Annotated in this window: 14 protein-coding genes; 9 read left to right on the top strand and 5 right to left on the bottom strand. The window is 40.5% G+C overall.

The genetic code is table 11. From position 1 onward, the window contains the following. The first annotated feature begins 57 nt into the window (after positions 1–57). From DX873_RS18175 to DX873_RS18160, 4 genes are all read left to right on the top strand, one after another. Positions 58–900 carry a sigma-70 family RNA polymerase sigma factor gene (locus tag DX873_RS18175; RefSeq protein ID WP_116185919.1) on the top strand — a complete coding sequence of 281 codons (843 nt, stop codon included), beginning with the start codon at positions 58–60 and terminating at the stop codon, positions 898–900. A gap of 28 nt (positions 901–928) precedes the next feature. After that, positions 929–1,309: a RidA family protein gene (locus DX873_RS18170; RefSeq protein ID WP_116185918.1), complete on the top strand. Its 381-nt coding sequence runs from the start codon at positions 929–931 to the stop codon at positions 1,307–1,309. Between the two features lie 75 nt (positions 1,310–1,384). Further along, positions 1,385–1,996: an FMN-dependent NADH-azoreductase gene (locus DX873_RS18165; RefSeq protein ID WP_116185917.1), complete on the top strand. Its 612-nt coding sequence runs from the start codon at positions 1,385–1,387 to the stop codon at positions 1,994–1,996. 4 nt (positions 1,997–2,000) lie between these two features. Beyond that, positions 2,001–2,516: a cupin domain-containing protein gene (locus tag DX873_RS18160; protein ID WP_116185956.1), complete on the top strand. Its 516-nt coding sequence runs from the start codon at positions 2,001–2,003 to the stop codon at positions 2,514–2,516. A gap of 82 nt (positions 2,517–2,598) precedes the next feature. On the opposite strand, the gene DX873_RS18155 is transcribed toward DX873_RS18160, so the two are convergent. Beyond that, complete coding sequence (locus DX873_RS18155) at positions 2,599–3,696, bottom strand: serine hydrolase domain-containing protein (RefSeq protein ID WP_116185916.1); 1,098 nt, start codon at positions 3,694–3,696, stop codon at positions 2,599–2,601. Between the two features lie 126 nt (positions 3,697–3,822). Between DX873_RS18155 and rimO the strand changes: the two genes are divergently transcribed. The 3 genes from rimO (at position 3,823) to DX873_RS18140 (ending at position 7,341) form a co-directional block, all read left to right on the top strand. Next, positions 3,823–5,130 carry a 30S ribosomal protein S12 methylthiotransferase RimO gene (gene rimO, locus DX873_RS18150; protein WP_116185915.1) on the top strand — a complete coding sequence of 436 codons (1,308 nt, stop codon included), beginning with the start codon at positions 3,823–3,825 and terminating at the stop codon, positions 5,128–5,130. Positions 5,131–5,233: 103 nt separating this feature from the next. Beyond that, positions 5,234–5,722: a DoxX family protein gene (locus tag DX873_RS18145; protein ID WP_116185955.1), complete on the top strand. Its 489-nt coding sequence runs from the start codon at positions 5,234–5,236 to the stop codon at positions 5,720–5,722. After that, positions 5,719–7,341 (top strand): Gfo/Idh/MocA family protein, encoded by a 1,623-nt coding sequence (locus DX873_RS18140; RefSeq protein WP_116185914.1) that lies wholly within the window; start codon positions 5,719–5,721, stop codon positions 7,339–7,341. The genes DX873_RS18145 and DX873_RS18140 overlap by 4 nt, the downstream gene beginning before the upstream one ends. 1 nt (position 7,342) lies before the next feature. On the opposite strand, the gene DX873_RS18135 is transcribed toward DX873_RS18140, so the two are convergent. Genes DX873_RS18135 through DX873_RS18120 form a run of 4 tightly spaced genes read right to left on the bottom strand, consistent with a single transcriptional unit; the run spans position 7,343 to position 9,712 of the window. Further along, complete coding sequence (locus DX873_RS18135; RefSeq protein WP_116185913.1) at positions 7,343–7,855, bottom strand: SRPBCC family protein; 513 nt, start codon at positions 7,853–7,855, stop codon at positions 7,343–7,345. Next, positions 7,852–8,949 (bottom strand): serine hydrolase, encoded by a 1,098-nt coding sequence (locus DX873_RS18130; protein WP_116185912.1) that lies wholly within the window; start codon positions 8,947–8,949, stop codon positions 7,852–7,854. Before DX873_RS18130 ends, DX873_RS18135 begins: the two co-directional genes overlap by 4 nt. 52 nt (positions 8,950–9,001) lie before the next feature. Next, entirely contained in the window at positions 9,002–9,256 is a 255-nt protein-coding gene (locus tag DX873_RS18125) for a hypothetical protein (RefSeq protein WP_116185911.1), read from the bottom strand. 3 nt (positions 9,257–9,259) lie between these two features. Beyond that, positions 9,260–9,712, bottom strand: coding sequence for an SRPBCC family protein (locus DX873_RS18120; RefSeq protein ID WP_116185910.1), 453 nt, complete (start codon positions 9,710–9,712; stop codon positions 9,260–9,262). A 147-nt stretch (positions 9,713–9,859) separates the two neighbouring features. Here DX873_RS18120 and DX873_RS18115 point away from each other — a divergent pair, with 147 nt between their 5' ends. Together DX873_RS18115 and DX873_RS18110 are read left to right on the top strand one after the other, a co-directional pair. Further along, the gene (locus DX873_RS18115) at positions 9,860–10,708 is read left to right on the top strand and encodes a peptidyl-prolyl cis-trans isomerase (RefSeq protein ID WP_232520981.1); all 849 of its coding nucleotides are present in this window, start codon (positions 9,860–9,862) and stop codon (positions 10,706–10,708) included. Further along, positions 10,692–12,095: a peptidylprolyl isomerase gene (locus DX873_RS18110; protein WP_116185908.1), complete on the top strand. Its 1,404-nt coding sequence runs from the start codon at positions 10,692–10,694 to the stop codon at positions 12,093–12,095. The genes DX873_RS18115 and DX873_RS18110 overlap by 17 nt, the downstream gene beginning before the upstream one ends.

Raw genomic sequence — 12,095 nt, 5'->3', positions numbered from 1 at the left:
ATCGTGAATTGTGACAAAATCTTGTCACGTTTTTCGTGACAACATTGTCATATACCCATGAAGGATTATCAAAACACACTATTTCCTTACGCCTATAATATTTTAGGTTCCATAGAAGACTCAAAAGATGCCATCCAGGAGATTCTGATCAAATACCATTCAAGACAGAATGACCATATAGAAAATGATATGGGTTATTTGGTCAAAGCTGTTATCAATGAATCCATAAACATTAAAAAAAAGCGCCAAAGAATGTATGGTGATAGTATCTGGCTTCCAGAGCCTGTTGCCACCGAAGTGGCCGATGGTTCTGTGGATAGTTCAGAAATCATTTCATATTCCCTGCTGGTGCTTTTAGAAAAACTATCAACCAAGGAAAGGGCCGTATTTATTTTAAAGGAAGCATTTGAGTATTCCCATAAAGAAATAGCCGAAGTGCTTGGGTTGACCATTGAAAACTCTCGAAAATTACTGAGTAGGGCAAAGAGCAAACTCGACAATTCCACGGATACAGTTTCTACAAATACCCCAATGGTTTCTAAAGAATATATGGGTAAATACATCAACAGTATTAGGAGTGGTGATATTAAAACCCTGGAAAAAATGCTTTCCGAAGAGATAACCTTGATGGCAGATGGCGGGAATGAGATCAAAGTGGTCCGGGAGCTGACCCAAGGCCTTAAAAATGCTATTAAATTACTACTCTTCGTATTTAAAACCTATCAAAAGGAGCAAACCATTGAAGTATCCCAAATAAATCACCAACCCGCTCTATTATTTTTTGAAGAAGGTGTTTTGGTGAATTGCCAAGTTTTCCAGGTCAGCGAAAACAAAATAGTTCAAATACACACGCAATTGGCTCCAAAAAAACTTAAGCCGTTGGCCGCACAATTGTCTTAGGGCATAGCAACCAAGAAAATATTCTAAAATGAAAAGAACGCAAATAAGTTCCGGTTCTTCATTTGAAGAACAAATAGGTTATTCAAGGGCTTTAGTGACCGGGCCGTGGGTATTTGTTTCCGGTACCACGGGGTTCAATTATAAGACCATGACCATTTCTGAGGACATCGTAGAGCAAACAGAGCAATGTATGAACAATATTCAGCAAGCCTTGGAAGATGCCGGTTCCAAAATGGCCGATGTGGTACGGGTGATGTATATTTTACCAAATACCGATGAATTTCCCTTGTGCTGGCCTGTTTTGCAAAAGTACTTTGACAAAGTGCGACCTGCTGCTACCATGATCTCTGCGGGTCTTTCCGATTCCCGAATGAAAATTGAGATTCAGGTTACCGCACTTAAGGAGTAATTCCCTGTATTGAATTGATTCTGAAAGTTGTCACGTTTTACCATGATGCATTGTCATGTAGGTAAACAATAAGAAATGAAAACATTATTAAGAATTGATTGCAGTTCTAGAGTAGAAGGCTCGCATTCCCGAGAATTGGCGGATTATTTTGAACAGAAATGGTTGGAAAAGCATGAAGCGGGAAAAGTGGTCCGCACAGACTTGGCAGAAAAACAGATACCCCATCTTCATAACAACACTATTGAAGGGTTTTATACTCCTACGGAGTATTGGTCTCCAGCACTAAGTGAGGCCACAGCAGTTTCAGATGAGCTCATACAGCAATTAAAAGAGGCTGATGAGCTATTGATAAGCAGTCCTTTATATAATTATAATGTTCCTTCAAACCTTAAGGCCTATTTTGATCAGGTGGTTAGAATTGGACACACCTTTGGAATTAACGATGGCGGATACTTCGGACTCTTGGAAGATAAAATAGCCTTTATTATAACGGTCAAAGGAGGTGTGTACAAAGGAACCGATATGGAACGATATGATTTTCAGGAACCATATTTAGAGGCGGTTCTTGGTCATATGGGTATCAAGGTACAACAGTTCTTTTCTTTGGAAGGAACAGCAAACAAGGACACTTTAGATAAGAACAGACAGGAAGTACAGGCTTTGATTGATGAATTGTTTAAAAACTGATAGGATGATACAGGACCTTAAAGAAGATTATTTCAATGACCTTTTGGAGGATAATGCAACCATTATTTTACCAGAAGAAGGAGAGGAGTTGGCTTTGAATGATATTAGATTCACCTTTAAGGTGACCAGCGAAATGTCCAATGGTCAACTTGGGGTTTATACCATTGCTTTAGCACCCATGGCCATAGGGGCCAAACCACATTATCACCGTTTTATGGATGAAATATTCATTGTTGATAAAGGGCTATTGACCTTGCAAGTGGGGCAAAAGGAGTTCCAGGCAAGCCCCGGAGCCATAGTTTATGTTCCCAGATTTACTCCACATGGATTTAGGAATGATACAGATGAAGAGGTAAGACTTACCTTGTTGTTTAATCCTTCACAAAAAAGAGAAGGTTTTTTCAGGGGATTGCATGAAACCCTTGGTGAAGACCCCATTGACCCTAAAAAGTACTTGAAACTTTATAACAAGTATGATAGTTTTCCAGTGGACATCTCTAATATGATTCCCAAGAGGTAACATCCCAAGGGTGAAAACTAAAAGTGAAGCCCTGAAGGGCTTCACTTCAATTATTTTTTAAATAGAGAAAATGTAAAAGATGTTAGTTGATGAACGCATTTAGTTTTTCCCAAAGTTCATTGTCAAAACTGGAGGGGCCTAGCAAATCTTCTCCCGCATCTTCCCCCATACGCACAATGACCAAATCCTGACTTGGTATGATGTACAACTTTTGATCGTTTTTGCCCAGACCAGCATAGAGGTCCGAAGGGGCATTTGGAATCAGCTCGCCTTGAAATTCTGTTTGTGTGCCAGGAGCACGATAGGTTTGTTTTCCGTTCAACCACCACAAATAGCCGTAAGACATGTTCAATTCCTGAGAAGTATTTTTCATGGCGGTTCGGTATTCAACATCCCTTAGGATGGTCTCTCCATCCCATTCACCATTACTTAAATTAAGTAGTCCAAAGCGCGCCATGCTTCTTGCGGTACTAAAAAAAACGTTGTTGGTTCCATTGGTTGAAAACCAGAAACCGTCCATTCCAATCTTATCCCGCAAATTGGTGTTGAAAAAATCCGACCATGCAGTATTTGTGGCATTGGCCACCACATGTTGCAAAAGCGTATAGGGACCATTGTGATAAGCCCAGCGGGCACCCGCATCTTCCAAATAAGTGAGGCATTCATGGGTCACGCAGTCAAATTCCGTATCGTCCATTCCTGAGGTCATTGTTAATTGGTGCCACGGGGTGATTAGATTTTCTTTTTCCAAGGGGACATTGGTCCACCCTTCGCCAAGATATTTGGAGGTTTTGTCCTCAATGTCCAATAAGCCTTGTTGTTGGGCCAAACCAACCGTAAACGCTGTCAATGTTTTACCTGCAGATGCCCAATACCAACTTGTATTTTGGGTGTGTTCTCCAAAATACCATTCCACTACAAGTTTACCTTCTTTTAGAATGATGAAAGCTTTGGAGTTTTTTTCTTCGAGAAAATTATATAAAGCGTCTTCTGCGCTAAGATTCCATTCCAGGTCTGTTGGCGTAACGGCGTCCCATTCTGCAGACTGAAAAGGTGGAAAATAGAAGTTTTCTATTTCCGATTCTGGATTAAAATCGTCATTGGATGAGGTGTTCTCTGTAGAACAGCTGTACAAAAACACCATGGAAATCAGGATTGGCAGTATAATAGATTTCTTCATGATTTGGGATTTAACGTTTGGACTATTGAAAGCCCTATAAGTTTAACGTTGTAACTAGAAAAATATTAAGGCTTATCGATGTAATGCCCTGTGTTATTGTATTTTTGCAGACCATTTGTTAAAACTATGCGGACAAAATCCCTCAAAAAGAACAAGATCAATGTGGTCACCTTAGGGTGCAGTAAAAATGTGTACGACTCTGAGGTCCTGATGGGACAACTGAAAGCCAGTGGAAAAGAAGTGGTCCATGAGGAGGAGGGTAACATTGTAGTAATAAATACCTGTGGATTTATTGCCAATGCCAAAGAGGAAAGCGTGAACACGATTTTGGAATATGTTCAAAAAAAGGAAGATGGGGTTGTGGACAAAGTTTTTGTTTCCGGCTGTCTAAGCGAAAGATATAAACCAGATTTGGAAAAAGAAATTCCCAATGTGGATGAATATTTTGGGACAAGTGACCTACCTAATCTTTTAAAGGCCCTCGGGGCAGATTATAAGCATGAATTGTTGGGAGAACGTTTAACCACTACTCCAAAGAATTATGCATATCTCAAAATTGCAGAAGGTTGTGATCGTCCCTGTTCGTTTTGTGCCATTCCCTTGATGCGGGGTAAGCACAAAAGCAAACCAATTGAGGAATTGGTGAATGAAACGGAGAAATTGGCCGCCAAAGGTGTTAAGGAATTGATCTTGATTGCACAGGACCTTACCTATTATGGGTTGGACCTGTATAAAAAGAGAAATCTTGCTGAATTATTGCAACAATTGGTAAAGGTAGAGGGTATTGAGTGGATACGATTACATTATGCCTTTCCAACCGGTTTCCCCATGGATGTTTTGGAGGTCATGAAAAACGAACCAAAAGTCTGTAATTATATAGACATTCCTTTACAGCATATCTCAGATTCAATCTTAAAAAGTATGCGCAGGGGTACTACCTACGCCAAGACAACCAAATTGCTCAACGACTTCAGGGCCATGGTACCCGGAATGGCCATCAGAACAACCTTGATCGTGGGCTATCCAGGTGAGACGGAAGAAAACTTTGAAGAACTCAAAAATTGGGTAAAGGAGATGCGTTTTGAAAGATTGGGGTGCTTCACATATAGTCATGAAGAGAATACCCATGCATTTGCTTTGGAGGATGATGTACCTGAAGAAGTAAAACAGGAACGTGCCAATGAAATTATGGAGATTCAATCGCAGATTTCTTGGGAGTTGAATCAAGAAAAGATTGGAAATAGTTATCGATGTGTAATCGACCGCAAGGAAGGAAGTCATTTTGTAGGACGCACAGAGCATGACTCTCCCGATGTTGATAATGAGGTGCTGATTGATGCTTCCCAACATTATTTAAAAATCGGAGATTTTACCCAAATCAAAATAACTGAAGCTTCAGATTTTGACCTTTATGGTGAACCTGTGGCCAATTAGGGCTTTTTTGCCAGATTGGTCACTGATATAAATCATAGTTCTTCTTTTTGTTTGCGAGTAGTTTTGGTTGTACATTATCAAAAAAATCAAAATCTTTACTGTTATGGTCAACGAAACGGACAACAGAAGGGTGAAGATCAGTATCACACTTCTTCGGATTTTTATTGGTTGGCATTTTTTATACGAAGGCGTAATTAAAATGTACAATCCAGAGTGGACCTCCTTTGGCTATCTAGCTTCTGCCCAAGGACCCCTAAAACCTGTTTTTTCAGCACTTACCGATGCTTCGGTCATGGGCTGGGTAGACGTATTGAATATTGTGGCTCTCATGATTGTGGGCATTACCCTGCTTTTAGGCGTTTTTGAACGTCTTGGGGCCATTGTGGGAATTGGGCTTTTGGCACTTTACTATTTGGCCCATCCGTCGTTTCCTTGGTTACCGCAGTTAAATGTAGAAGGAAGCTATTGGTTTGTAAATAAAAACCTAATTGAGCTCGTAGCCTGTGTTTTAATCTATAACTATCCCACAAGCAAATTTTTTGGACTTGCTTACTTTAAAAAGGGACAACATCTCAAAACTGAAAAATCATGAAATGGACTAGAAGAGATTTGTTAAAAGGATTGGGTGGACTTCCCATTTTGGGAGCAGTTTGGTGGGCAGGTGCTGCCAGTGCTACATCCAGCAAAAGAGAAAGATCAGAAATTCTGGAACAATTGAACATTAGGCCATCGTTGCCACCAACGGTTCCAGAAATAGGAGGAGATCCAGTTAGGGTTGGAATCATTGGTTTTGGGATTAGAGGAGAGCAATTATGCAGGTCTTTAGGTTTTGCAACTGAGGAATGGAAAGAGGAAATGAGGTTGGCGGCCGAGGAAGACCCTAAGAACAAGGCACTCGAAGATTTCCTGAGGCAGGACAAGCTCAACGTAAAACTCGTGGGTGTATGCGATGTTTTTGATTATAGGGCGGAAAAGGCCATTAATTCCTTTTCAACCCCTGAGAACAAAATGAAACGTTATACTACGTATACCGAAATGATCAAAAGCGGTGATGTAGATGCTGTTATCATTGCCACTCCGGACCATTGGCATGCTCCAATGTCCATTGAGGCATTGAACAATAATGTTCATGTGTATGTGGAAAAACCAATGACCCACACTGTAGAGGAAACCTATAGGTTACGAGAAGCCGCGGAACAATCAAAAGCAGTTTTTGCGGTAGGTCACCAGCACAGACAAACATTGAGTTTCAGTACTGCCAAGGATATTGTGGAAAAAGGTACTTTGGGTCATGTCTCCCTTATTCAGACCAATACCAACCGGAACGATGACAACGGAGCCTGGAATTATGACATTCATGAAAAAGCCAGTCCCCAGACCATAGACTGGGAACAGTTTTTGGGTTCTGCTCCACAAGTTCCCTTCAATAAAAACCATTTCTTCAGATGGAGAAAATGGTGGGCATATGGTTCTGGGTTATCTGGTGATTTGTTGAGCCATGATTATGACCGTTTGAATTGTGTTTTAAACATGGGAATACCGGAGGCCGTTACTGCATCAGGAGGTATTTATACACATAATGATGGAAGAAACGTGCCCGATGTCCTTCAAGTGAACATGGAGTTCCCCAATTTTAGTACTGGAAGCAGTCAAGTAGAAGGTAAGGAAAACGGGATGACTTTCTGTTACAGCGCAAATCTTGGTAACGCATTCAATAGACCAACTATTTTGATGGGCCACGATGCCACTATGGAGTTGGGCAATAAATTGACAGTGTGGCCAGATGGTGCATCCACCAAATATGCAGAAATGCTGGAAACCGAAAAAATGAGACCTCATATTCCCATTTATCAGTACAATCCTTCAGCCAATGTACCTGATGCCATTTCCTCGGCTACATCACAGTATTTTGCCGATAAAGGCCTTATGTGGACCTATATTGATGGAGTACGGGTAGATTCTACCTTCTTGCACATGCGGGAATGGTTGAGTGTAATCAAAAATGGAGGTAAGGTAAGTTGCGGTATCAAAGAAGGATTTGAAGAGGCAATAGCTGCTCATATGGCCGGACTTGCCTGGAAGTTGGGTAGACGAATTGAGTGGGATTTAGAAAAAGAAATTCTAAAACCCATTGAAGGAGTCGATTTTGACCAGGTGTTGTTGGCCAATGAAAATTGGGAGGTCAAACCCGAAGATACCTTAGAAGGTTAGCTTACATATTTACAAACTCAAATCCAGACATTGGGATATTTCTCAAATCGAATTCAGTTTCGTTGAGCAATATCCCATGTTCTAGATAGGCCTTTAGGTTGGCAAGCCAAAAGGTCCACCCATTACTACAGCCATGGTGAATGTTGAGTTTGTTTTCGTCATCAGTTGGAATTTCATGTTGCTTTAAGATTAAAAGCACGGCTTTGCCGTGGTCTTCCAAAGAAACGGAGACCTTGCTATCTGTAAAGGTAATTTCCACAAAATCGGTGCCGTTGGCAGCCAGCACCTGTCCATTTTCCTGCCCGTCCCAATTGTGCCACTTCCAAGTGTAAGAATCCCCACTTTGGATAGGTTCATTTGGTTTTCTGGTTTCGCCGGCCGTGGAGGTGTATACAGCATCTTCTAAGAACCAAGAGGTAATACCATCAACCGTGCACCAGCACCAGTATAGTTTTTCCATTGATGCCTTAATGAATATTTTTTTGGTAAAACTGTCAAAAGAAAGCTTGCTCATCTTTTTCTATTTAGTTCATATTCGTAAAGTTCGCGCCCCAATTGTGCCAAAAATGGAACGCCTACCTCGTCATAATCGTAAGTATCGTCATTAAAAATACCGTTGCTATTCACCAATACAGTAGCGGTAATCATAAAATCAATGTTGTTTTTGCTGTCTTTAATATAAGCACAGTCTGTTAAAGTGCCATAGGCATAGCCTACTTTATTATAAATCTTGATATGATCGGGAATGGGTTCTTGAGTATCACCGAACATAAAAAACTTCACATAGCTGTCGTAATATGTTTCAGAATCGTACCCGACCTCTCTGGGAATGCTTCCCATGGCCTCAAGGAGAAACTTGTGTTGCGATTCGGAAATGTTGAAACGTTCTTCCAAAGAAAAAGCTGCTGGAAAAACTATGCGTTTGAGCAGTTCATGCTGAGCTCGGATTGGGAAATAGTTTTTGAGCGAAAAATCAAACGGCTCGTCAACCAAGGAACCATCAGAATAAAAACCATGTCCTTTTTTTATTTTATTGATATCTAAGGATTTGGGTGGAGAGTTAATGATGGATTTACTTATGGCCGTAGTGGAATCGTTGAGATAAATAACCAAGGGTTTGGTGGTAACATCGTCTGCATCAATGGTTGATAATCTATGCGCAACCCGAAAGGGCTCAACACCTCTTTTTTGAATACGGGAATTGAGGTTATCCTGTCCTAAAAACTCAATTAATCGGTTGTTGGCCGCATTGTCCGAAACAGCAAAAATTTCAGATATGGCCTTGCCAAAGGTGGTTTCCACGGAATCTCCCTCAATGTAAAACCGGGTGTCTACGGAAAGGGTGTCCAATTCGTTCAGTTTCTCGAGAGTGGCTACAGCAGCAGGAAATTTTACAGTGCTGGCAGGGTAGAAATAATTTTCATGGTCTACTTGAAAATCAAAATCAGTAAAAACCACTTCTCCCTTGCTTCGGTCAATCTGGGTGTATCGTATTTGGACTTCATGTTTATCCAAATTATCCATTACCCTTTTGATCAAAGGGCTTTTGGAATCAAGAACAATTTCCAATGGATTTCTTGGATTGCTCTCTGCACATGAAGCAATCATAAAAGAGCAGACGAACAGGAGAAAATAGTTTCTCAGCTTGTTTTGTGTAGGATTAAGGCCCATCGTAGTACTCTCCCCTGTGAGGGTTCAAAATTTCTCGAATTTCTTCCATTTCAAATTCTGCAACCACCAAGTAGACCATGCTATGATTGGTAGTTATGTGCATTACCCCACTCAAGTCATATTTAAGTTCCTCGATAATCACGAATTCTTCAAGGTGCTTTTGGAAGTGTTTGGCCAACGAAGCGGAGTTATCTCCCCTAAAATCCCAAATAAACTTAATTTTTCGGTCCAGTACTTTTTTCATAATCTAAGAATCAAGAACTGAAGTCCCATTTTCTGCAAAAGCTTTAAAGTCCTCCAGGTACTTCATAGATTGCTTTTTAAAGGCGCCCGGCATTAGAAAACCCATCAATTTCATGCCGAATCCAGAAAATTTAAATTCACTATCCGACTTCCAGACGGTTTTACCATCTGTTTCCTCAAAGTAGTTGTGTTGAATATTCAGGACCCCATTGGTGTCATAGCTAGTGTGCAGTTCGTCTGGAAAGTTTTGTTTTAGAATGGTCTCTATCATGGTAATTTCTCGTTTGCCCATTTTGTAGTCCAAACGCATTTGTGCACCCTCTTCACCTGGTTTTCCGGAAATGTGCTCATAGTTTACCAGTCCCCTTTGCCAATGTTTCATGTTTTCAGAATTGTTCAATTTCTCCAAAAATTCCTGGCGGGGAACATCGATGGTTATTTGATTGGTATATTTCATATATGGAGGTTTCCACTAATGTAATAAATTATCATTTATGCGCTTGCTACTAAAAATCTGTTAATGAGAACAAAACCTACTTGTACGGCTTTAAGTAATTGTTATTTTTGCGAAATGTGTTTGCTCCAAAAGAAAAACCTACTTGTATTGTGCACAGTTGCACTTGCTTTTTTTACTTCATGCGATTCCCTTTTTAAAGAAAACGAGGAAAAAGAACCACTAGCCAGGGTAGGGGACCAGTATCTGTACAAGGAAGATATTGCTTCGTTGATCACTGAGGACATGAATGCAGAGGACAGCACTTTGTTTGTGACCAATTATATCAACAATTGGGCATCAAAGCAATTACTGCTCTCCAAATCCAAGATAAATCTTCCAGAAGACAGGTTGGCAGAATTTGACCGATTGGTATCTGACTACAGGGCAGACCTTTACACTAGAGCTTATGTAGAGGCTTTGGTGCTCCAAGAGCAAGATACGGCTATAACTGAGTCCCAGCTAAGGGATTATTACGAAAAACAAAAAGAGAACTTTAAGCTGAGCGAAAAGTTGGTCCAGCTGAGGTTTATTTGCCTTCCAGGACAATTTTTGGATAAGGATCAGGTGGTTACCAAAATGAAGGATTGGGAGACAGCGGATAAAACCTATTTGGATTCAATAGCCGTTCAGTTTAAGAAGATTCATTTCAACGATTCCATTTGGGTGAGTACGTCCAGGGTTATGGAAGAGATACCTCCCCTTAACTCAACTAATGAGGCTGAGTACTTAAAAAAATCACAATTTTTTGAATTACAAGATTCCTTAGAGGTATATTTGGGTAAGGTCACGGATGTTCTGGAAATCAATGATACGGCGCCTTTTGAATATATCGCCCCGGACATTAGACAACTTATCTTGAACCGAAGAAGATTAGATTATATAAGAAGAATAGAGACCGAGATTATAGACGAAGCAACAAAGAAGAAAGAATTTGAGGTTTATGGAAAAAATAATTAAAAAAGTAATCGTCTTGACCCTAATGGGTACAGTGGGCATACTAACTGCCCAAAGTACAGACGAAGCATTGGCGGAAAAGGATACTACCAGTTCCGCTAACCGAATTAAGTTGGATGGGATTGCAGCGGTAATCGGAGATTACGTGATTTTGGAGTCCGACATAGAAAAAACCTTGATCGATCTTAAAAGTCAGGGAGCTTCAACACAAGACATTACCCGATGCAGCCTTTTGGGCAAGTTAATGGAGGATCGTTTATATGCCCATCAAGCGGTACAAGATAGTCTCTTGGTATCGGATGACCAGGTGAATTCGCAAAGCGACCGTCAAATACAGCAACTTGTGGCCCAGGTGGGTTCTATGGAAAAGGTGCTCAAGTTTTATAAAAAACAGGATGTAGAAAGTTTTCGTTCCGAGCTGTTTGAAATCAACAAACTTCGGATGCTTTCAGAAAAAATGCAGGGAAAAATAATAGAGGAAATTGAAGTAACCCCTGAAGAGGTTAGACAATTCTTCAACAAAATCCCTGAGGACGAAAGACCAGTTTTTGGAGCCGAACTTGAAATTGCCCAGATTGTAAAACAGCCTACGGCTCCCGATGAAGAAAAACAAAAGGCTATAGATAGGCTAAAACAGATAAAACAAGATGTTGAGGAAAATGATGCCAGTTTCAATGTAAAGGCTATTTTATATTCCCAAGATCCAGGCTCTAAATCCAAGGGAGGCTTTTATAGTATGACCCGTGAAACACCTTTTGTAAAGGAATTTAAGGATGTGGCCTTCAGTTTACAGGAAGGTGAGATTTCTGAACCCTTTGAGACCACTTTTGGATATCATATCATTTATATTGAAAAGATAAGAGGGCAGGAATTGGATCTACGCCACATTTTGTTAATTCCAGAAATACCGCAGAACGCTATAGATGAAGCTGTGAAGGAATTGGATTCTGTTCGTCAACAGGTTTTGGATGGCAAATACACTTTTGCTGAAGCTGCATTGAACTTTTCCGATGAAAAAGAAACCAAGTTTGATGGCGGTCTTATGAGGAACCCAATCGATTACGGTTCAAGGTTTGAATTGACCAAAATGGATCCTACGCTTTACAATCAAGTGCGTGACTTAAAGGATGAAGAAATTTCAAGACCCCTTAGGGAAGATGACCCAAGAGGAGGTCCGCCCAAGTTCAAAATCATGAGAATCTCCAATCGATATGATGAGCATCAGGCCGATTTTGCAAAAGATTACCTTAAAATTCAGGAATTGGCTCTGCGTGAAAAACAGTTTAATGCCATAAAAGAATGGATGGACGAGCACATCGAGGATACCTATATCCATGTTAACACAGATAACAGAGGATGCGATTTTGCAAACAATTGGGTAAAGGAATAG

The organism is Flagellimonas nanhaiensis (genome assembly GCF_003382275.1).
GTDB classification, from domain to species: domain Bacteria; phylum Bacteroidota; class Bacteroidia; order Flavobacteriales; family Flavobacteriaceae; genus Flagellimonas; species Flagellimonas nanhaiensis.
Note: the sequence above shows the minus strand (reverse complement) of the source record. Positions and strands in the feature narration are given on the sequence as shown.